This window comes from Salmonella sp. SA14318, assembly GCF_029866905.1.
Classification (GTDB): domain Bacteria; phylum Pseudomonadota; class Gammaproteobacteria; order Enterobacterales; family Enterobacteriaceae; genus Salmonella; species Salmonella enterica.
This window is the reverse complement of sequence record NZ_CP123282.1, coordinates 2,906,771-2,928,367: the sequence shown is the minus strand read 5'-3', so window position 1 is coordinate 2,928,367 and position 21,597 is coordinate 2,906,771. Positions and strand designations below refer to the sequence as shown.

The 21,597-nt window shown below is 52.8% G+C and carries 20 protein-coding genes, 1 tRNA gene, 1 other RNA gene and 1 pseudogene; 8 read left to right on the top strand and 15 right to left on the bottom strand.

Going from position 1 to position 21,597, the window contains the following annotated elements:
- Positions 1–14: 14 nt before the first annotated feature.
- On the bottom strand, positions 15–914 hold the full coding sequence (locus tag QEN32_RS14095) for a lysine exporter LysO family protein (RefSeq protein ID WP_079954594.1): 900 nt from the start codon (positions 912–914) through the stop codon (positions 15–17).
- A 201-nt stretch (positions 915–1,115) separates the two neighbouring features.
- Here QEN32_RS14095 and QEN32_RS14090 point away from each other — a divergent pair, with 201 nt between their 5' ends.
- Positions 1,116–2,774: an ATP-dependent endonuclease gene (locus QEN32_RS14090; protein WP_000599765.1), complete on the top strand. Its 1,659-nt coding sequence runs from the start codon at positions 1,116–1,118 to the stop codon at positions 2,772–2,774.
- Here QEN32_RS14090 and QEN32_RS14085 read toward each other — a convergent pair.
- Positions 2,771–3,721: a VirK/YbjX family protein gene (locus QEN32_RS14085; protein ID WP_001537300.1), complete on the bottom strand. Its 951-nt coding sequence runs from the start codon at positions 3,719–3,721 to the stop codon at positions 2,771–2,773. The genes QEN32_RS14090 and QEN32_RS14085 overlap by 4 nt on opposite strands.
- Before the next feature lie 145 nt (positions 3,722–3,866).
- On the opposite strand from QEN32_RS14085, the gene macA reads away from it, so the two are divergent.
- The gene (macA, locus tag QEN32_RS14080; RefSeq protein WP_080178613.1) at positions 3,867–4,985 is read left to right on the top strand and encodes a macrolide transporter subunit MacA; all 1,119 of its coding nucleotides are present in this window, start codon (positions 3,867–3,869) and stop codon (positions 4,983–4,985) included.
- Positions 4,982–6,928, top strand: a complete 1,947-nt coding sequence (gene macB, locus QEN32_RS14075) for a macrolide ABC transporter ATP-binding protein/permease MacB (protein WP_265322340.1) — start codon at positions 4,982–4,984, stop codon at positions 6,926–6,928. Before macA ends, macB begins: the two co-directional genes overlap by 4 nt.
- 129 nt (positions 6,929–7,057) lie before the next feature.
- Here the strand turns inward: macB and cspD are convergent, their stop codons facing one another.
- Entirely contained in the window at positions 7,058–7,279 is a 222-nt protein-coding gene (gene cspD, locus QEN32_RS14070) for a cold shock-like protein CspD (protein ID WP_000447499.1), read from the bottom strand.
- 150 nt (positions 7,280–7,429) lie between these two features.
- Between cspD and QEN32_RS14065 the strand changes: the two genes are divergently transcribed.
- The 3 genes from QEN32_RS14065 to clpA all read left to right on the top strand — a co-directional run bounded on the left by QEN32_RS14065 (position 7,430) and on the right by clpA (position 10,230).
- The gene (locus QEN32_RS14065; protein ID WP_212742690.1) at positions 7,430–7,507 is read left to right on the top strand and encodes a hypothetical protein; all 78 of its coding nucleotides are present in this window, start codon (positions 7,430–7,432) and stop codon (positions 7,505–7,507) included.
- A gap of 95 nt (positions 7,508–7,602) precedes the next feature.
- Entirely contained in the window at positions 7,603–7,923 is a 321-nt protein-coding gene (clpS, locus tag QEN32_RS14060; RefSeq protein WP_000520789.1) for an ATP-dependent Clp protease adapter ClpS, read from the top strand.
- Positions 7,924–7,953: 30 nt separating this feature from the next.
- Positions 7,954–10,230: an ATP-dependent Clp protease ATP-binding subunit ClpA gene (gene clpA, locus QEN32_RS14055; protein ID WP_000934064.1), complete on the top strand. Its 2,277-nt coding sequence runs from the start codon at positions 7,954–7,956 to the stop codon at positions 10,228–10,230.
- A gap of 212 nt (positions 10,231–10,442) precedes the next feature.
- Here the strand turns inward: clpA and QEN32_RS14050 are convergent, their stop codons facing one another.
- The 6 genes and pseudogenes from QEN32_RS14050 to QEN32_RS14025 all read right to left on the bottom strand — a co-directional run bounded on the left by QEN32_RS14050 (position 10,443) and on the right by QEN32_RS14025 (position 13,510).
- Positions 10,443–10,640, bottom strand: coding sequence for a hypothetical protein (locus QEN32_RS14050; RefSeq protein ID WP_001117984.1), 198 nt, complete (start codon positions 10,638–10,640; stop codon positions 10,443–10,445).
- A gap of 161 nt (positions 10,641–10,801) precedes the next feature.
- Positions 10,802–11,155: pseudogene (locus QEN32_RS14045) on the bottom strand (integrase); the annotation flags it as partial.
- A 194-nt stretch (positions 11,156–11,349) separates the two neighbouring features.
- A non-coding RNA gene (locus tag QEN32_RS14040) (RtT sRNA) lies at positions 11,350–11,481 on the bottom strand.
- A gap of 235 nt (positions 11,482–11,716) precedes the next feature.
- Positions 11,717–11,804, bottom strand: a tRNA-Ser gene (locus QEN32_RS14035).
- A 148-nt stretch (positions 11,805–11,952) separates the two neighbouring features.
- Entirely contained in the window at positions 11,953–12,630 is a 678-nt protein-coding gene (locus QEN32_RS14030; protein ID WP_000097893.1) for a hydrolase, read from the bottom strand.
- Between the two features lie 19 nt (positions 12,631–12,649).
- A complete protein-coding gene (locus QEN32_RS14025; RefSeq protein ID WP_000809969.1) occupies positions 12,650–13,510 on the bottom strand; it encodes a pirin family protein in 861 nt (286 codons plus the stop codon).
- Between the two features lie 108 nt (positions 13,511–13,618).
- Between QEN32_RS14025 and QEN32_RS14020 the strand changes: the two genes are divergently transcribed.
- A complete protein-coding gene (locus QEN32_RS14020) occupies positions 13,619–14,530 on the top strand; it encodes a LysR family transcriptional regulator (RefSeq protein WP_000597928.1) in 912 nt (303 codons plus the stop codon).
- 90 nt (positions 14,531–14,620) lie between these two features.
- On the opposite strand, the gene infA is transcribed toward QEN32_RS14020, so the two are convergent.
- The 6 genes from infA to trxB all read right to left on the bottom strand — a co-directional run bounded on the left by infA (position 14,621) and on the right by trxB (position 20,470).
- Positions 14,621–14,839, bottom strand: coding sequence for a translation initiation factor IF-1 (gene infA, locus QEN32_RS14015; protein WP_001040187.1), 219 nt, complete (start codon positions 14,837–14,839; stop codon positions 14,621–14,623).
- A complete protein-coding gene (locus QEN32_RS14010) occupies positions 14,767–15,150 on the bottom strand; it encodes a membrane protein (RefSeq protein ID WP_001539595.1) in 384 nt (127 codons plus the stop codon). Before QEN32_RS14010 ends, infA begins: the two co-directional genes overlap by 73 nt.
- Positions 15,151–15,855 (bottom strand): leucyl/phenylalanyl-tRNA--protein transferase, encoded by a 705-nt coding sequence (gene aat / locus QEN32_RS14005; RefSeq protein WP_001241650.1) that lies wholly within the window; start codon positions 15,853–15,855, stop codon positions 15,151–15,153. It abuts the gene before it with no gap.
- Between the two features lie 44 nt (positions 15,856–15,899).
- A complete protein-coding gene (gene cydC, locus QEN32_RS14000; protein ID WP_001202256.1) occupies positions 15,900–17,621 on the bottom strand; it encodes a cysteine/glutathione ABC transporter ATP-binding protein/permease CydC in 1,722 nt (573 codons plus the stop codon).
- Positions 17,622–19,388, bottom strand: coding sequence for a cysteine/glutathione ABC transporter permease/ATP-binding protein CydD (cydD, locus tag QEN32_RS13995; protein ID WP_265322339.1), 1,767 nt, complete (start codon positions 19,386–19,388; stop codon positions 17,622–17,624).
- Positions 19,389–19,501: 113 nt separating this feature from the next.
- On the bottom strand, positions 19,502–20,470 hold the full coding sequence (trxB, locus tag QEN32_RS13990) for a thioredoxin-disulfide reductase (protein WP_000537406.1): 969 nt from the start codon (positions 20,468–20,470) through the stop codon (positions 19,502–19,504).
- A gap of 546 nt (positions 20,471–21,016) precedes the next feature.
- Between trxB and lrp the strand changes: the two genes are divergently transcribed.
- A complete protein-coding gene (gene lrp / locus QEN32_RS13985) occupies positions 21,017–21,511 on the top strand; it encodes a leucine-responsive transcriptional regulator Lrp (protein WP_000228469.1) in 495 nt (164 codons plus the stop codon).
- Positions 21,512–21,597: the final 86 nt, after the last annotated feature.

Below are 21,597 nucleotides of genomic sequence, written 5' to 3'. Positions count from 1 at the left end.
CCGCCAAAGAGGTATCAGGCCGAGAAGAACGCCATTAAGAGGGGAACCAGCAGGCTGAGGATAAAGCCATGTACAATAGCCGCCGGAACAATCTCTACGCCGCCGGAGCGCTGTAATACCGGCAACGTAAAGTCCATTGAGGTCGCTCCGCACAGGCCCAACGCCGTTGAACGGCTGCGGCGAACCAGACCGGGAATAAGCATAATGGCTAAGAGCTCGCGGGCCAGATCGTTAAAAAATGCCGCGCTGCCGATAACCGGTCCAAACGACTCCGTCAGCAAAATACCGGAAAGAGAGTACCAGCCGAAACCTGACGCCATCGCCAGGGCGGTTTTTAGCGGTAAGTCCAGGATAAACGCATTAATCACGCCGCCCAGTAATGAGCTTGCCACGACAACGACCGCGACCATCATTCCCCGACGGTTAAGCACAATTTGCTTTAAGGTCATGCCGCTATTTCGTAGCTGAATCCCTACCAGGAACAATAAAAAGATCAGCGTATATTCACTGGCTTCGGTGGCGTGCTGTAAAATAGAGAGTCCGCTCAGGCCGATAACAAACCCCAATACCACTACGCCGCACAGTTGTAGCGACTCCAGCGCCATGGCAATACGCGAAGGCAGTTTTTCCTGCTGATGATGGTGACGCCACGGGAGGATACGTTCCAGCCACAATAAGGCGGCGATATTACACAATAAAATAATCGTAATACTGACGGCGGAATAATGAAAAATCGCCACCAGATTACTGGCGAGGTTATCCAAAAACGCCAGGCTTATTCCCATAAAAAAGAGAATAAGATACACGATCCAGCTCAGTAGCCGGTTAATGAGTTGTAATGCGGCTTTATGTCGCAGTGGAATGAGATAGCCCACAATCAGTGGAACCAGAATGATTAAAAGTCCTGAAAACATGAACAGCCGGGCCCTTTTTTATTGTTTGAATAGCGTACATGACACTACCGAATTCCAGACTATCAGTAAAGCGACACCGTCAGCCGTACATTTATCAGACATTTGCCCCAGGCAAAGGGGGGGAATATCACGCCAGGCGGACGCATTTGCCGTTATACTGCGGTGAATTTTATGGAGTGATGACGTTTTTCTGGAGGAAGCATGATTCTCGAACGCGTTGAAATAGTAGGATTTCGCGGTATCAACCGACTGTCGTTGATGCTGGAGCAAAACAACGTGCTGATTGGGGAAAACGCCTGGGGAAAATCCAGCCTGCTGGATGCGCTGACTCTGTTATTGTCGCCGGAACTCGATCTTTACCATTTTGTCCGTGAGGATTTCTGGTTTCCGCCTGGCGACATAAAAGGACGCGAGCATCACCTACATATTATTCTGACTTTTCGCGAAACGCAGCCAGGGCGGCATCGGGTACGTCGTTATCGAGCGCTGGAAGCATGCTGGTCGCCTTGCGAGGATGATTTTCACCGTATTTTTTATCGGCTAGAGGGCGAATGCGGCGCCGATGGCAGCGTGATGACGCTGCGCAGTTTTCTCAATAGCGATGGGCAGCCATTACTGGTGGAAAATATTAACGATCAGGTGCGCCACCTGGTTCGTCTGATGCCAGTGCTACGTTTGCGCGATGCGCGCTTTATGCGACGTATTCGCAACGGTACGGTGCCCAATGTGCCGGATGTTGAAGTCACGGCCCGGCAACTGGATTTTCTGGCGCGTGAGCTGGCGACCCGGCCGCAAAATTTAACCGACGGGCAGATTCGCCAGGGACTGTCCGCGATGGTGCAACTGCTTGAACACTATTTCTCAGAGCAGGGCGCAGGACAGGCGCGTCACCGACTCATGCGCCGACGTTCGCAAAATGAGCAACGTAGCTGGCGCTATCTGGATATTATTAATCGGATGATCGACAAACCGGGCAGCCGGTCGCATCGGGTGATCCTGCTGGGGCTTTTCTCCACGCTGTTACAGGCGAAAGGGACGCTGCGGTTACATAAAGACGCGCGACCATTACTGCTGGTGGAAGATCCGGAAACCCGTTTACATCCCATTATGCTTTCAGTCGCCTGGCAATTGCTCAATCTGTTACCGCTACAGCGGATAGCGACAACCAACTCAGGCGAATTGCTCTCGCTAACGCCGGTGGAGCATGTCGTACGGCTGGTGCGCGAATCTTCCCGCGTCGCCGCCTGGCGTCTGGGCCCGGGCGGGTTAAGCGCGGAAGATGGACGGCGCATCGCCTTTCATATCCGCTTTAATCGCGCGTCGTCGCTGTTTGCGCGTTGCTGGCTACTGGTGGAAGGCGAGACGGAAACCTGGGTTATTAATGAGCTGGCGCGTCAGTGTGGACATCATTTTGATGCGGAGGGCATTAAAGTCATTGAGTTTGCTCAGTCTGGCCTGAAACCGCTGGTGAAGTTCGCCCGCCGTATGGGAATCGAGTGGCATGTCCTGGTGGATGGCGACGAAGCGGGGAAAAAATATGCCGCGACGGTCCGCAGTCTGCTTAATAACGATCGGGAAGAAGAACGCGAACATCTCACGGCGCTGCCTGCGCTGGATATGGAACATTTTATGTATCGTCAGGGCTTTGCCGATGTTTTTCACCGGGTTGCGCAGCTTCCGCCTAATGTGCCGATGAATACCCGGAAAATTATCACTAAAGCTATCCACCGCTCGTCAAAGCCGGATTTGGCGATTGAAGTCGCGATGGAAGCCGGGCGGCGGGGAATTGACGCCGTGCCGCCGCTGTTCAGAAAGATGTTCTCGCGCGTGGTTTGGCTGGCGCGGGGCCGGGCGGATTAGCGTTTGAATGTGGCCGGAACCTGTTCGACAACGCTATCGAGTAAAGCATAGCGGCGGCGATACTCGGCCCGTTTTTTACTGGCGATCTCCGCTTCGCTTTTTCGGGCGATCGCCAGCGGCAGCGCATAGTAATTCCCTTTAATTCTTTCACCGCCTAACGATTCCCAAAACGCGTCATAGTCGGCATGCATTTGCGTCTTTTTATCCATGTATCGCCAGCTACGGTAAACGTGCGCATCGTTACTCACAGCTATAATCTTTTCTGCCTGAAAGACTTGCGCAAACTGACAGAGAGCCTCCATCACGATGCGTTTGGGAAAAAGACCATGGCAGGCTTTGGTCGCCTGCTGGATAATTTCGTGAGGGACGTCGTTTGCCGCGCCCTGTAATCCGCCGATAAATAGTGTGCGTTGTTGGTTAAAGCGACACAGAGTAAATGTGATCTCTGCCAGAATACGTAACTGTGCGTCGCGAACAACAATAGTGCTTTCACCTTCTTTATCCAGTGAGACCAGACTGACTAAATCAAGTTGAAACAACTCGCCGGTTTTAGTTTCAAATTTAGCAAGATTCAGGCCATACTGACTTAAATAGCTAACTTGTTGTTCCCGCGATAAAAGTTGGCGCATCTGTTGATAATGAAAACACAGCGCATCTAAGGCGAAATCGCGTTTAATATTTACAGCCATATAAGGACGATGTAGCCGAATAGGCAAACGCGGCTGACGAGCAAGTAACGTATTTAACTCCGGCCATTGGGTGAGATTGGTCAGTAATTGGCTGGTCGCACGCGGCATGACTAATGAGCGGATTAAAAACTTGCGACGAAAGCTGGCTTTACGCCAGAATTTTCCTGGCTGTAATTGCCCGCGCGTCAGACGAATAAATAATTGTAAAGGAGAGATGTAATCTGAAGTGTACCAGGTATTATCTGTAAGCTGTGTCATGATCGTAATCCGCGACATAAGATTGTCGAGATTGAACCACAGGAAACATTAACCAATCGTCAATACAGCCGACGCTATCTTTATTGTGTCAGGTTTGTTTAGATACGGTTTACTTTCTGGTTAAAATTTTGCCGTCAGGGTTTCTATGCGTGCTAAGGGAAAGAAATTTAAAAAGCGTTATCTGGTCATTATTTTAATTCTTTTAGTGGGGGGGATGGCTGGCTGGCGAATGCTAAATGCGCCGCTGCCAACTTATCAGACATTAATCGTGCGGCCAGGCGATCTTGAACAGAGTGTACTGGCGACTGGAAAACTGGACGCGTTGCGTAAAGTGGATGTCGGCGCGCAGGTGAGCGGCCAGTTGAAAACGCTGCTGGTCTCCATTGGCGATAACGTTAAAAAAGATCAGCTACTCGGCGTGATTGATCCGGATCAGGCGGAGAACCAGATAAAAGAGGTCGAGGCCACCCTGATGGAGCTGAACGCAGAGCGTCAGCAGGCAGCCGCTGAGTTAAAGCTGGCGCGGGTTACGCTGGCGCGCCAGCAGCAGTTAGCTAAGACTCAGGCGGTATCGCAACAGGATCTGGATACCGCGGCGACGGAGATGGCGGTTAAACAGGCGCGTATTGGCACCATAGATGCCCAGATCAAACGTAATCGGGCCTCGTTGGACACCGCGAAAACCAACCTGGAATATACCCGTATTGTTGCTCCCATGGCGGGGGAAGTGACGCAAATCACTACCCTGCAAGGACAAACGGTGATTGCAGCTCAGCAGGCGCCCAATATTCTGACGCTGGCGGATATGAGCACCATGCTGGTAAAAGCGCAGGTCTCGGAAGCGGACGTGATTCATCTTCGGGCGGGGCAGAAAGCATGGTTCACCATTGCAGGCGATCCGCAAACGCGCTATGAAGGCGTTTTAAAAGATATTCTGCCGACGCCGGAAAAGATCAACGATGCTATTTTTTATTACGCCCGGTTTGAAGTGCCGAATCCCAAAAGAATCTTGCGTCTTGATATGACCGCACAGGTTTATATTCAACTCATGGATGTCAAAAATGTGCTGATTATTCCTCTCGCCGCGCTTGGCGAACCGGTGGGCGGCAATCGTTATAAAGTGGCGCTGTTGCGTAACGGCGAAAAACGTGAGCGCGAAGTGATCATTGGCGAGCGTAACGATACAGACGTGGAAGTGATTAAAGGTCTGGAAGCGGGCGATGAGGTGATCATCGGCGAGAGCAGGCCAGGAGCGACGCCATGACGGCATTGCTTGAACTGCGCAATGTGAGTCGCAGCTACCCCTCCGGGGAAGAGCAGGTGGCGGTGTTGAAAGATATCTCCCTGCAAATCCACGCCGGGGAGATGGTGGCGATCGTCGGCGTTTCCGGTTCTGGAAAATCAACGCTGATGAATATCCTCGGGTGCCTGGATAAACCGACCAGCGGCACTTATCGGGTGGCGGGGCGGGACGTCTCGACGCTGGACCCGGACGCGCTGGCGCAGCTGCGGCGTGAGCATTTTGGCTTTATCTTTCAGCGCTACCATCTGTTGTCGCATTTAACGGCAGCGCAAAATGCTGAAATCCCCGCCGTCTACGCCGGCATTGAACGCAAAAAACGCCAGGCGCGCGCCAGAGAGTTGCTTTTGCGGCTGGGATTAAGCGATCGCGTCGATTACCCGCCTTCACAGCTTTCTGGCGGACAGCAGCAGCGTGTCAGTATTGCCCGCGCGCTGATGAACGGCGGACAGGTGATTCTGGCGGATGAGCCGACCGGCGCGCTGGATAGTCATTCCGGCGAAGAGGTGATGGCGATTTTGCGCCAACTGCGCGATCGCGGACATACGGTGATCATTGTGACGCACGATCCGCTGATTGCCGCCCAGGCGGAGCGGATTATTGAAATTCACGATGGCAAGATTGTCCATAATCCGCCCGCGCAGGAAAAGAAACGCGAACAGGGCGTTGACGCTGCCGTAGTTAATACGGCTCCCGGCTGGCGGCAATTTGCCAGCAGCTTTCGCGAAGCGCTGTCAATGGCGTGGTTAGCGATGGCCGCTAACAAAATGCGTACTTTACTGACTATGCTGGGAATTATTATCGGTATTGCGTCGGTGGTGTCGATTGTGGTGGTCGGCGACGCTGCAAAACAGATGGTACTGGCGGATATCCGCGCGATGGGCACTAACACGATTGATATTCATCCAGGCAAAGATTTTGGCGACGACAATCCGCAGTATCGACAGGCGCTGAAATATGACGATCTGGTGGCTATTCAGAAACAGCCGTGGGTTAACTCTGCGACGCCCAGCGTTTCAAAGAGCTTACGTCTTCGCTATGGCAATATTGATATTGCCGTAAATGCTAATGGCGTCAGTGGCGATTATTTTAACGTTTACGGCATGTCCTTTAGGGAGGGGAACACCTTCAATGCTGTACAGCAACAGGATCGCGCGCAGGTGGTGGTGCTGGATGCCAACACGCGACGCCAGCTATTTCCAAATAAAGCGAATGTCGTAGGGGAAGTGGTGCTGGTGGGTAATATGCCGGTTATTGTTATTGGCGTGGCGGAAGAGAAACCGTCCATGTACGGCAATAGCAATCTGTTGCAAGTTTGGTTGCCCTATAGCACGATGTCAGATCGCATAATGGGTCAGTCATGGCTTAACTCGATCACCGTTCGTGTGAAAGATGGCGTTGATAGCGATCAGGCTGAACAGCAGCTTACCCGCCTGCTCACCTTACGCCACGGTAAAAAAGACTTCTTCACCTGGAATATGGACAGCGTCCTGAAAACGGCTGAAAAAACCACCTATACTCTTCAGTTATTTCTGACGCTGGTGGCCGTCATTTCGCTGGTTGTCGGCGGCATCGGCGTTATGAATATTATGCTGGTTTCCGTCACCGAGCGAACGCGTGAAATCGGCATCCGTATGGCGGTAGGCGCGCGCGCCAGCGATGTGCTACAGCAGTTTCTTATTGAAGCGGTGCTGGTTTGCCTGGTTGGTGGAGCGCTGGGGATTAGCTTGTCGATGTTCATCGCATTTATGCTACAGCTTTTCCTGCCCGGCTGGGAGATCGGTTTTTCACTGACTGCGCTGGCGAGCGCGTTTTTATGTTCGACGTTTACCGGGATACTGTTTGGCTGGCTACCGGCGAGAAACGCGGCGCGACTGGACCCGGTGGATGCGCTGGCAAGGGAGTAATCTTGCTGACGTCATTTGTCGGCCTGATAAGATGCAACAGTGTTGCTATCAGGAACTGGCGTTAAATAAAAATGCCAGCCGATCGGGCTGGCATTTTGCCTCCTGGATGTACACAATGAGACAGAGGAGCTATGCAACGGCCTCTGCTTCGATGGGCACGATGACGCTGGCGTGATTGCCTTTTGGCCCCTGGTGGACATCAAACCGGACAGACTGTCCGGCTTTAAGCGTTCTGTAACCATCCATTTGAATGGTGGAATAATGGGCGAAAATATCCTCGCCGCCGCCTTCAGGGCAGATGAAACCAAACCCTTTGGCATTGTTGAACCACTTTACAGTACCCGTTTCCATGCTTCGACATCCTTCGTAAATCTTATATAAGTAAGATGGAATGAACCGGTGACGGAGTGGGGGCTGTTCAAAACCTCACCAACTCTCGACATTACAATTTAGAGAAATCAGGCGAGGCGTCAAGCATCAGGCAGGGGGGATCGGGTAAAAATGAATCAAAAATTTGAAGCAGTTAACGCTATTGCCGGGAATGTGACAGATGTCGCGGATGGTACTGATAGATGTTAGTTATCTATCAATTGAGGTAGATTGATTGTGTGCATAGACTCTGGTCAGCGGCAGATTTTCCTGCCGACAACCGTAACCGATAATGACGACTGACAATGGGTAAGACGAACGATTGGCTGGATTTTGACCAGTTGGTGGAAGATAGCGTGCGCGACGCGCTAAAACCGCCATCTATGTATAAAGTGATATTAGTCAATGATGACTACACTCCGATGGAGTTTGTTATTGACGTGTTACAAAAATTCTTTTCTTATGATGTAGAACGTGCAACGCAATTGATGCTTGCAGTTCACTATCAAGGCAAAGCTATCTGCGGCGTGTTTACCGCCGAGGTGGCGGAAACCAAAGTGGCGATGGTGAACAAGTATGCAAGGGAGAACGAGCATCCGTTGCTGTGTACGCTGGAAAAAGCCTGAATGCAGGTATAAAAATTGGGGGAGGTGCCTATGCTCAATCAAGAACTGGAACTCAGTTTAAACATGGCTTTCGCCAGAGCGCGCGAGCACCGTCATGAGTTTATGACCGTCGAGCATCTGTTGCTGGCGCTGCTCAGCAACCCATCGGCTCGCGAAGCGCTGGAAGCATGCTCCGTGGATCTGGTGGCGCTCCGTCAGGAACTCGAAGCCTTCATTGAACAAACCACACCCGTACTGCCTGCCAGTGAAGAAGAGCGTGATACGCAGCCGACGTTAAGTTTCCAGCGTGTCCTGCAACGTGCCGTCTTCCACGTTCAGTCTTCCGGGCGTAGTGAAGTGACTGGCGCGAATGTGCTGGTGGCTATCTTTAGCGAACAGGAATCACAGGCGGCTTATCTGCTGCGCAAGCATGAAGTGAGCCGTCTGGATATCGTGAACTTTATTTCTCACGGGACGCGAAAAGACGAACCGAGCCAATCTTCCGATCTCGGCAATCAGCCAACTGGCGACGAACAAGCTGGCGGGGAGGAACGTATGGAAAACTTCACGACGAATCTTAACCAACTTGCTCGCGTGGGCGGCATCGATCCGCTGATTGGTCGTGAAAAAGAACTGGAGCGCGCGATCCAGGTCTTGTGTCGTCGCCGTAAAAATAACCCGTTGCTGGTAGGGGAATCCGGTGTTGGCAAAACGGCGATTGCCGAAGGGCTGGCCTGGCGTATCGTGCAGGGCGATGTGCCGGAAGTGATGGCCGATTGCACCATTTACTCTCTGGATATCGGTTCGCTGCTGGCGGGCACCAAATACCGCGGCGATTTTGAAAAACGGTTTAAGGCGTTGCTGAAACAGCTTGAGCAGGATACCAACAGCATCCTGTTTATCGATGAAATCCATACCATTATCGGCGCTGGCGCGGCGTCGGGCGGACAGGTGGATGCGGCAAATCTGATTAAACCGCTGCTTTCCAGCGGTAAGATCCGGGTGATCGGCTCAACGACCTATCAGGAATTCAGCAATATTTTTGAGAAAGACCGCGCATTAGCGCGCCGTTTCCAGAAAATTGATATTACCGAGCCTTCGGTGGAAGAGACGGTGCAAATTATCAACGGCTTGAAACCTAAGTACGAAGCGCACCACGACGTGCGTTATACCGCGAAAGCGGTGCGTGCGGCGGTCGAGCTGGCGGTAAAATATATCAATGACCGCCATCTGCCGGATAAAGCCATTGACGTGATTGACGAAGCGGGCGCGCGGGCGCGTCTGATGCCGGTGAGCAAACGTAAGAAAACGGTCAACGTGGCGGATATTGAGTCCGTAGTGGCGCGAATTGCGCGAATTCCTGAAAAGAGCGTCTCGCAGAGCGATCGCGATACGCTGAAGAACCTGGGCGATCGTCTGAAAATGCTGGTCTTCGGCCAGGATAACGCGATTGAGGCGCTGACCGAAGCTATTAAGATGAGTCGTGCGGGTCTGGGCCATGAGCATAAACCTGTCGGCTCATTCTTGTTCGCCGGGCCAACTGGCGTAGGGAAAACTGAAGTTACGGTACAGCTTTCAAAAGCGCTGGGTATTGAGCTGTTGCGCTTCGATATGTCCGAATATATGGAGCGCCATACGGTGAGCCGTTTGATCGGCGCGCCTCCGGGATACGTCGGTTTCGACCAGGGCGGGCTGCTGACGGATGCGGTGATTAAGCATCCTCATGCGGTGCTGTTGCTGGATGAGATCGAAAAAGCGCACCCGGATGTCTTTAACCTGCTGCTGCAGGTGATGGATAACGGTACGCTGACCGATAACAATGGCCGTAAGGCGGATTTCCGCAACGTGGTGCTGGTGATGACCACCAACGCCGGCGTGCGAGAAACCGAACGTAAATCTATTGGTCTTATTCATCAGGACAACAGTACCGATGCGATGGGCGAGATCAAGAAAGTGTTTACGCCGGAGTTCCGTAACCGTCTCGACAACATTATTTGGTTCGATCATCTGTCTGGCGAGGTGATTCATCAGGTTGTCGATAAGTTTATCGTCGAGTTGCAGGCTCAGTTGGATCAGAAAGGCGTCTCCCTGGAAGTCAGTCAGGAAGCGCGCGACTGGCTGGCGGAAAAGGGCTATGACCGGGCGATGGGCGCACGACCAATGGCACGTGTGATTCAGGATAACCTGAAAAAACCGCTGGCCAATGAGTTGCTGTTTGGATCGCTGGTTGACGGCGGACAGGTCACCGTCGCGCTGGATAAAGAGAAAAATGCGTTGACGTATGGCTTCCAGAGTGCGCAAAAGCACAAGCCGGAAGCCGCGCATTAATCTTCGTTTCACTGCCGTACAAACCGGGCCTTAGCGCCCGGTTTTTTTATGCCGGCTAATAGTTAGCCTGATGGTGTTGTGCTCGCGGTAGGCGGATAAGGCGCTTGTAAATTGCGCCATCATCCGGTAATCGACGGGGGGTTAATGCGAAAAAAAGTCCGCCCCGCTGTGTGAAAAGGGATGCTGAAGCCGCTGTTACCAATGCCAAAAAACTAATCCTCTTCTCTGAAAAGAGTAGTCTTACACTTAGCACAAAGAATTCTTCTGTGATTATCCCATACCTGTATCAAACCAACATCGCTGAATTTCTCGTGACCACAACTGTAGCAGGATATTTTACTCATATTGTGTTTTTTAATATATTCATCTTTGGTTGGAAGTTGCTTCCAGTAGCCTATCAGTCCGGGCATAACCTCTCCTTGAGTGGTTTATGTAATTTGCAAACCATGATAATAATTATATAAGAAATAGTTCATTATGAAATTATTGCTTATCACATTTTCGAAAGCGAATGCTATTAGCATCACACTTTCTACATTGTTATCAACGATAATGCTTTCGTACAGGTAGCTTAGCTGTTGGCAGTGTTATACCCCGTCCAATCATCCATCAACGCCACCCGTTTAGGCCATAACATCCCACGCTGATACGCTGCTTCAGCCTTATCTGCCAACTGGTGCGCCAACGCATGTTCAATAACCTCACGTTGATAGCCCGTTGTTTCACTAGCCCACTCACGGAAAGTAGAACGGAAGCCATGTTGCGTTAAGTTGGTATATCCCATTCGTTTCAATACAGCCAATAACGACATATCAGAAAGTGTTTCAGCGCGAGGGGCAGGGAATACATGATTGTTATTTTTCAAACGCGGTAAGCCTTCTAATAAAGCAACGGCAGCATCAGACAGAGGAACTCGGTGCTTTTTTACTACCGAGAGATACTTATGCAAACTTTTCTAAAGCGTTTCAGGTAGGGGAGTGGGGCTGTTTTACACAATCTATAGTAAGTTTAGTGTAGCAACCAAAGGTCAAAAAACGAACCTTCATCAGGAAAATCACAGTAAAAACAAGAAGTTTAGATACAAAAGCCCGTACTTTCGTACGAGCTCTTTCTTGAATATGGCGGTGAGGGGGGGATTGACTCGCTGCGCTCGCCCTTCGGGGCCAGAGCAAGCTCTGTTCAAAAACGCTCCCGGCGTTTTTGTGTCGAACCCCGGTCGGGTGTTCTCATCCCCCCTTGGTTTGGGGGATACATATAAGCAAAAAGCCCGTACTTCTGTACAGGCTCTCAACTTAAATATGGCGGTGAGGGGGGGATTGACTCGCTTTGCTCGCCCCTTCGGGGCAGCCCGTTCGCTGTGCGCCCGGTCTGTCCAACTGGCTGCGCCAGTTGTCGAACCCCGGTCGGTGGTTCTCATCCCCCCTTAGTTTGGGGGATACATATAAGCAAAAAGCCCGTACTTCTGTACAGGCTTTCAACTTGAATATGGCGGTGAGGGGGGGATTCGAACCCCCGATACGTTGCCGTATACACACTTTCCAGGCGTGCTCCTTCAGCCACTCGGACACCTCACCATATTGTATTGCTGCCTGACCACTTGGGGGGCAACGGGGCGCTATTATAGGGAGTTGCGCTAAAACGGTCAAGCAGAATTTACATATTCACTGTCGTTTGCTCATGCAATAGACATAATCCCCGCCCAAACTGGCGCGGGGAGGCAAATTAACGCTGTGAATCCAACATTTCGTTGTTTTTCACCACATCCTGCGCTTTGCTGTAGCTTTCGATCAGCAGTTGATAGGCCGGGAATACCTGAGTATAAACGTCGGCCCACGCGGCGGCGTCTTCACGGTTCCAGGTGCCTTGCAACTCAGAGGCGACTGCGGCAGTATCCATCGGTACGACGCCAGCCTGTACGATACGCGCCAGGGTGATCTCCTGCGCCATCTTACTGTAGGTACCGGATGCGTCGATCACGGCAAATACCTTATAACCTTCCGCTACCGCGCTAATGGCCGGGAATGCCATACACACGCTGGTAATCGTCCCGGCAATGATCAGCGTCTTACGGCCCGTCGCTTTTACCGCCTTAACGAAATCTTCGTTATCCCAGGCGTTAATTTCACCTTTGCGCGCAATGTACTGCGCATGTGGCGCATTAGCGTGGATCTCCGGGATCAGCGGGCCGTTCGGACCTTGCGGTACGGATGCCGTGGTAATGACCGGCATTTTCGCTAACGTCGCCATCTTCGCCAACGCCGCGGCGCGAGCGCGTAATTCCGGCATTGGCATATCGCCTACGGTCTGGAAAAGACCGCTTTGATGATCGATTAAAAGCATCACGGAATCGTTAACATCAATTACCGGGCGCAAACCATTAAAATTAGCAGGACTTGACATCGTGTTCTCCTTCATGTTTTCAGATTTGGCCAAAACGGCCGGAGTTGAAATCGCGGACTGCTTCTGCGATCTCTTGTTTCGTGTTCATAACAAATGGGCCGTAACCCACAATCGGTTCATTCAGCGGCTCGCCTGATAACAGCAATACGCTGGCGTCGCTGCTGGCCTCAAGGTGCAGCGTTTTCCCTTGCTGGCTCAACACCACCAGTTGCGCTTCGTTGACCGGTGTCGTGCCGTTCACCGTGATATTGCCTTTCAGTACCACCAGCGCGGTGCTCCATCCTTCCGGCTGTGCCAATGTAAGCTGGCGATTTCGTTGCAGGCGCATATCCCAGACATTGAGCGGCGAGAAAGTGTGCGCCGGGCCTTTTGTCTCTTCATAACGCCCTGCAATGACCCGCACGACTCCGGCGTCATCCGGCAACGTAACGGTCGGGATAACATCGTGGGTAATGCTTTGATAACCCGGGGTGGTCATTTTGTCCTTCATTGGAAGGTTAACCCACAACTGCACCATTTCCAGTTCGCCGCCCCGACGGGTAAACGCGTCGGAATGGAACTCTTCATGCAAAATGCCTGCGCCTGCGGTCATCCACTGAACGTCGCCCGGGCCGATAACGCCGCCGCGACCGGTAGAGTCCCGATGCTCAACTTCGCCACTATAAACAATCGTCACGGTCTCGAAACCGCGGTGTGGATGCTCCCCAACACCGCGTTTTTCATTACCAGGCGTAAATGTGTGCGGCCCGGCATAATCCAGCAGCAGGAATGGACTCAACTGCTGCGCATGTGACTGATAAGAAAAGAGTGAACGAACCGGAAATCCATCGCCAACCCAGTGCGGGCGAGGTGCGGTATAGACGCCTGTAATCTGTTTCATGGTGTTCTCCTCAGTGGCGTTGTCTTGATGTGAATAAGCTTATATTCATGACAAAAGGTTCGGTAGTGGCTAAAATGGCTCATACCGTTCCATTAATAGGACAATGTAATGATAAAAACGGATCTCAATGATTTTGCGTGGTTTGTGCATGTGGTCGAAGAGGGTGGGTTTGCCGCGGCGGGGCGTGCGCTTGATGAACCAAAATCAAAACTGAGCCGGCGTATTGCGCAACTGGAGGAACGGCTGGGCGTGCGATTGATTCAGCGAACTACCCGGCAGTTTAACGTTACCGAAGTGGGACAAACATTCTATGAGCACTGTAAAGCGATGCTGGTGGAAGCTCAGGCGGCGCAGGATGCCATTGCCGCATTGCAGGTAGAGCCTCGCGGTATCGTGAAGTTGACCTGCCCGGTGACGCTGCTGCATGTACACATCGGCCCAATGCTGGCGAAATTTATGGCGCGTTATCCTGATGTTTCGCTACAGCTTGAAGCAACCAATCGTCGGGTGGACGTCGTAGGGGAGGGGGTGGATGTGGCGATTCGCGTCAGGCCGCGCCCGTTTGAAGATAGCGACCTGGTGATGCGCGTCCTGGCTGACAGAGGGCATCGCCTGTTTGCCAGCCCGGATCTTATCGCACGGATGGGAATCCCTTCCGCGCCGGCGGAGTTGAGCCATTGGCCAGGGCTAAGTCTTGCATCCGGCAAGCATATCCACCGCTGGGAACTTTACGGCCCGCAGGGCGCGCGTGCGGAAGTCCATTTTACCCCGCGTATGATTACCACCGACATGTTGGCGCTACGCGAGGCGGCGATGGCGGGCGTGGGGCTTGTGCAGCTACCTGTCTTAATGGTGAAAGAACAACTGGCCGCCGGTGAACTGGTCGCGGTGCTGGAAGAGTGGGAGCCCCGGCGGGAGGTTATTCATGCTGTGTTCCCATCCCGGCGAGGATTATTACCTTCCGTACGCGCGTTGGTCGATTTTTTGACGGAAGAGTATGCGCGGATGGTGGAAGAGTAACCTGCTCGTCATTCATCGACTTAATGGACGCAAAAAAGGCCGGTTAAACCGACCTTTTATCCAGCCGCCCTTCAGGGCGTGAGGAGACAATTAGCGACTACGGAAGACAATGCGGCCTTTGCTCAGGTCGTACGGGGTCAGCTCAACGGTCACTTTGTCGCCCGTCAGGATGCGGATGTAGTTCTTACGCATTTTACCGGAGATGTGTGCAGTAACCACGTGACCGTTTTCTAACTCTACGCGGAACATGGTATTAGGTAACGTTTCGAGAACGGTACCTTGCATTTCAATATTGTCTTCTTTGGCCATCTAATCCTCTGGGGTATCACTACCATAATTTGAACCGGCAAGATAATGCCGAACTTCTTTTGATAAGTAAAGATTTGTGCGTTTAAAACACAGCAAACCAGGTTTAGCACATGATTCCGCGACACACGACAACGCCGCGTTATACACCTTTTCCCTGATACTACCGCCTGATGTATCGACATAAGCGCAACATATAAGGGAACGGTGAAATAAACGATGGGCGTTACCTGACAACGGGCTGCGGGATAATGAGCTAAACCAATTCTGCGGCAGCAATTATAACACCCCAATAAAAAATGTGCCGAAAACATTCACTTCCGGGGCAAAAATAATGTCCGCGGCACCCAAAAACGGGAGGCCAGCGGCTGTTGGCGTAAGGCCGCGAGGTGATCGAGGTAGTCACGACGTGGAATTTCAATGGCGCCGAGCGAGGCGGTATGACTATTAAGTACCTGACAATCAATAAGTTTACCGCCGTGACGGGTAAATTCAGCGCAAAAAACCAGCAGTGCGGTTTTAGAGGCATTCTCCTGGCGGCTAAACATCGATTCGCCGCAAAACAGCGCCCCCTGCGAGACGCCATACATCCCGCCGACCAGTTCCCGATCGCGCCACACTTCAATGGAGTGCGCGTGGCCCAATTCATGTAATCGGCGATAGGCTTCCTCAATACCACGCGTTATCCAGGTGCCTTCGTCACGGTGATTGGCGCATCCATCAATGACCCGGTCGAAAGCGTAATTGAGCGTCACGCGGTAAGGGGATGCGTTGTGAAAGCGCTTCATGCTGCGACTAAGGTGAAACTTTTCAGGCCACAGCACGGCGCGCGGATCGGGCGACCACCACAGGATCGGGTCGCCCGGCGAAAACCACGGGAAAATCCCGTGCTGGTAGGCCATTAACAACCGGGCAGGGCTGAGATCGCCGCCCAGCGCCAGTAAACCGTTAGGCTCGCGTAAAGCGCCTTCCGGCGAAGGGAAAGCGATAGAATGTCGGGAAAGCTGAACCAGACGCATGACGGCGAAACTCCAGTACGCAAGTCGGATCGTTCAATAATAGCTTACAGACGTTGTTTAAACTGATAATAGCGCCCTTGTCCGGCTAACAATTCTGCATGAGTGCCTTGCTCAATGATGCGCCCGTCGTCCATTACGATGATTTGATCAAAACGGGCCAGGCCGCGCAAACGGTGCGTCACCATCAGGACGGTTTTCTCGCGCATCACATCGGCAAGTAATTCCAGCATTTCGCTCTCGGTGGTCGCATCCAGCCCCTCAGTGGGCTCATCCAACAGCATTAACGGAGCATCATGCAACAGCGCGCGGGCGATGGCCAGACGACGAAGTTCGCCGCCGGATAGCAGGCGACCGCCTTCGCCGAGCCAGCTATTAAGCCCACTATCTTCGAGCAGATTTTCGAGGCCGACGCGACGCAGCATGTCGGAAAGGGCTTCGTCGCTGGCATTGGGCGCCGCCAGTAATAAATTATCACGCAGCGTGGCGCTGAACAGGTGGACACGCTGCGGCACCACGCTGATAGTCCGGCGTAAGGCGGATTCGCTCAGCGAGGATAGCGGAAGATCGTTGAGCAGAATTTCGCCTTGTTGCGGGTCCCAGGCGCGGGTGAGTAGCTGCAACAGCGTTGATTTTCCGCAGCCGGTACGCCCCAGAATAGCGACATGCTCGCCAGGATTAGCCTGTAATGAGAGGGCATTGAGCGCATTAATCGGCTGGTCGGGATAACGAAACGAAACGTCCCGCAGGGTGAGTGTGACCTTTTCCGGCGCGGGAGTTTCTGCCTGCGGAAAGGTCACCTCCGGTTTTTGCTCCGTTAATTCAGTGATACGAAGCGCAGAGGCGATAACCTGCCCCAGATGCTGGAATGCGCCGGTAACGGGCGCAAGCGCCTCGAAAGCCGCCAGCGCGCAGAAGACAAACAGCGCGATGAGCGCGCCGGGCTGCGTATTGCCGCCAACGCCGCCGGAGGCCATCCACAACATTAACATCACCGCCAGCGCGCCAATCAGCAGCATTAACGCCTGCGATAAGGCGGTCAGTTCAGACTGTCGGCGTTGGGCCTCATGCCATTGTAATTCGGTAGCTTCCATTTGCGCCCGATAGCGTTTGCTGGCGCCAAAAATGGTGAGTTCCGCCTGGCCCTGTAACCATGACGTGAGCTGTTGGCGATACTGACCTCGTAGATGCGTCAGATTTTGGCCGGTATTTTTGCCGGCGCGATAAAACACCGGCGGCATAATAAACAGCGTCAACAGCATAATGCCGCCCAGCGTGATCGCCAGCGTCACGTCGAGAACGCTAAGCCCCAGGGTGACAATCATAATCACTACAAAAGCGCCGACCAGCGGGGAGATGACGCGCAAATAGAGATGGTCCAGCGTGTCGACGTCGGCAACGATGCGGTTCAGCAGTTCACCTTGCTGATAACGCGCCAGACCCGCGGGGGAGAGCGGTAAAAGTTTGCTGAAGGTATAAATACGCAGATGTTGCAGCACGCGGAACGTGGCGTCATGACTTACCAGACGTTCAAAATAACGACCGGCGGTACGGGTAATGGCCGCGCCGCGCACGCCGGCCGCCGGGAGCATATAGTTAAAACTGTAAATTCCCGCGAAGCCTGCGATAGCGGACGCGGACAGGAACCAGCCGGAAAGCGTCAGCAGCCCGATACTGGCAAGCAGGGTCAGGATTGCCAGCGCAATTCCCAGCGTTAGCATCCATTTGTGGCGTTTATAAAGCGTCAGATAAGGGAGTAGCGCGCGCATTTAAATATCCTCCTGACGGTGAGCCAATAACGTCGCAAAAGCGCCGTTGGCGGCGCTGAGTTCGGCATAGCTGCCTTGTTCGACAATCGCGCCATCTTGCATAACCCAGATAGCGTCCCAGTCGGCGAGATCTTCCAACTGATGCGTCACCATTAATGTGGTCTGGCGTTTTGACGCCGCTTTTAACGCCTGCATGACGCGTTGCTCGCTGTGAGCGTCCAGGCTTGCCGCCGGTTCATCCAGCAGTAGCAGTTGACAGGGATTAAGTAGCGCGCGGGCGACCGCTACACGCTGTGCCTGGCCGACGGAAAGTCTGCTGGCATGATTGCCGAGCGGGGTGTCTACTCCCTGCGGCAGCAGCGGTAAAAACTCGCTTACCCATGCGGCGTCAAGCGCGGCATAAAGTTCCTGCTCGCTGGCGTCCGGGCGCGCCAGTAATACATTTTCGCGTAGCGTCGCTGCAGGTAATTGCGGGTTTTGTCCAACCCAGGAGAGATGCTGGCGCCAGGATTCCGGCGAGAGATCGCGAAGCTCGACACCGTTAATACGCAAAGAGCCCTGATAGGAGAGAAAACCGGATAATACATTCAACAGAGAGCTTTTACCGGAACCGCTGCGTCCTACCAGGACGGCGCGTTCTCCTGCCGCTAATGAGAAATTCAGCGGCCCGGCAAGCGTTTTGCCTTCTGGCGAGGTGATAATAAGATTGACTGCGTCAATGGTTACAGGCTCGTTTTCCGCCAGCTCAACTTCGCCGCGCGCCGGGTGGGCGAGGGGCGTTTCCAGAAACGTCTTCAGACTATCCGCCGCGCCAACCGCCTGCGCCTTAGCATGATAAAACGTGCCGAGGTCGCGTAATGGCTGGAAAAACTCCGGCGCAAGGATCAAGGCGAGGAACCCGGCGGCGAGCGTCACACCGGTACCGTAATGACCAAAGTTCAGCTCGCCCAGGTAAGAGAAGCCAAAATAAACGGCGACCAGTGCAATAGAAAGCGAGGTGAAAAACTCCAGCACGCCGGAAGATAAAAAGGCGAGGCGCAGTACTTCCATCGTGCGCTGACGAAAATCCTGCGATGCTGCGCGAATGCTCTCGGTTTCCGCTTCTCCACGACCGAAAATTCGCAGCGTTTCCATCCCGCGCAGACGGTCAAGAAAATGGCCGCTTAGCCGGGCAAGCGCCATGAAATTGCGGCGGTTGGCGTCAGCCGCGCCCATCCCCACCATCGCCATAAATAGGGGAATGAGCGGGGCAGTGCCCAGCAGAATCAGCGCCGCCGCCCAATTTGACGGGAAAATCGCCGCCACGATTAAGAGCGGTACGCAAACGGCAAGCGCCATTTGCGGCAGATAGCGCGCATAATAGTCATGCATATCGTCAATCTGTTCCAACACCAGCGTCGCCCAGCTACCGGCGGGCTTGCCCTGAATCCAGGCTGGGCCGGCTTGCTGCAGACGATCCAACACCTGACGGCGGATCTCAAAGCGAATATGTTGTCCGGCATGAAAACCGACGCGCTCGCGCAACCACACCACCCAGGCGCGGAGGACAAAGACCAGTATCAGCAGGATAAAAGGGAGCAACAGCGCTTCCCGTGGAATGTTCTCCATGATCATATGTTGCAGGATACGCGCCATGATCCAGGCCTGAGCGACAATTAATACGCCACTCATGAACCCCAACAGGCGGGAAATATTCAACCACCGTTGGGAGATTACGCTTTGCTGTTTTAACCAGCGGGTCAGCTCTTTTTGACGGGTTTTATTCATTGCACGCTTAGCAGGTGAGTTATTGGAATTTCAGGCAGGGCAATGTTACAACGACGCAAAAATAAAGGCGACTTATAGTCGCCTTTTTTACTTTTGTTACTGATTTGTAAAAACTATTTGCTCGCGTCGGCCAGACCATCGAGATAGCGTTCGGCATCCAGCGCCGCCATACAGCCCGTACCTGCAGAGGTGATCGCCTGACGGTAAATATGATCCATAACGTCACCCGCCGCGAATACGCCAGGGATGCTGGTTTGTGTGGCGTTGCCATGGGTGCCGGACTGAACTTTGATATAACCATTTTCCAGCTCAAGCTGGCCTTCGAAGAGCGCCGTGTTTGGGCTATGACCGATGGCTACGAAAAGTCCGGCGATGTCCAGCGTCTCGATATTATCGCTCTGCTGCGTGTCGCGAAGACGCAGACCGGTGACGCCCATCTGATCGCCGGTCACTTCTTCCAGCGTCCGGTTGGTGTGCAGAATGATATTGCCATTTTCGACTTTATCCATCAGGCGCTTAATGAGGATTTTTTCAGCGCGGAAACCGTCACGGCGATGGATAAGGTGCACTTCCGAAGCGATGTTGGACAGATAAAGCGCTTCTTCAACCGCGGTGTTGCCGCCGCCGATCACCGCCACTTTCTGATTGCGGTAGAAGAAACCGTCGCAGGTTGCGCAGGCGGAAACGCCGCGCCCTTTAAAGGCTTCTTCCGATGGCAGCCCCAGATAGCGCGCGGAAGCGCCGGTCGCAATGATCAACGCATCACAAGTGTACTCTGCGCTGTCACCTGTCAGACGGAACGGACGATTTTGCAGATCCACTTTGTTGATGTGATCAAAGATTATCTCGGTTTCAAATTTTGCCGCATGTTCATGCATGCGTTCCATTAGCAGCGGGCCGGTCAAATCGTTTGGATCGCCGGGCCAGTTTTCCACTTCCGTCGTGGTAGTCAGTTGACCGCCTTTTTCCATACCGGTAATAAGTACCGGCTGTAAATTTGCGCGTGCGGCATACACCGCCGCGGTATATCCCGCCGGTCCTGAGCCCAGAATAAGCAGCTTACTGTGTTTGGTCGTGCCCATGAGATCCCCATAGTTGTTGGCAGACAATGAGCAGAATTGTAGGGAATTTACAGACGTAAAAAAAGAGCATAACGATTTTGTTAACAATATGTGTAATAGCATGAACCGATGAACGACCGCGACAGCGGCGTTATCATCACAAACTTTAATTAAAATCGGTAACTTATAAGGTGACGAAATGACAGTTTACCGCCCTCTCTAATGAATAACTGGCATGTTGTACTAAAAATCGATGTTTTGCTTTGACAATCACCTGCTGTTTTGCGAAAACATTCGAGGAAGAAAAAAACTGTGTTATGTATGTGCTGCATAATCATGCATGTAAATACCATGTTTACCGGGCTAGTGAAATCTACGCATGGCGTGGACAGACGCCATTCGTGATGTCGATAGCTGCCGTGAGGCAACGGTCTTCTCACCATAGACCAGGCATTGCGCGCCGTTAATCCCTCTGGGTTTCGGTCTATTGTGATGGGCAGCGACTCTGAACAGTGATGTGAGTAGAGTCAGGCAGGAGTAGGGAAGGAATACAGAGAGACAATAATAATGGTAGATAGCAAGAAGCGCCCTGGCAAAGATCTCGACCGTATCGATCGTAACATTCTTAATGAACTGCAAAAGGATGGGCGTATTTCCAACGTCGAGCTTTCTAAACGAGTAGGACTTTCGCCGACACCTTGCCTTGAGCGTGTGCGTCGGCTGGAGCGACAGGGGTTTATCCAGGGCTATACGGCGCTGTTGAACCCGCATTATCTGGATGCGTCACTTTTGGTATTCGTTGAGATTACCTTAAATCGCGGCGCGCCGGATGTGTTTGAACAGTTTAATGCCGCCGTGCAAAAGCTTGAAGAGATTCAGGAGTGTCATTTGGTTTCCGGCGATTTCGACTACCTGTTGAAAACCCGTGTACCGGATATGTCAGCGTATCGAAAACTATTGGGAGAGACGTTGCTGCGCTTGCCAGGTGTGAACGACACCCGAACTTACGTAGTGATGGAAGAGGTAAAACAGAGTAATCGTCTGGTTATTAAGACACGCTAACACGGAACAGGTGCAAAATCGCTGTAGTTTGATTACACTCCTGTTAATCCATACAGCAACAGTGCCGGGGTAACCCGGTGCTGTTG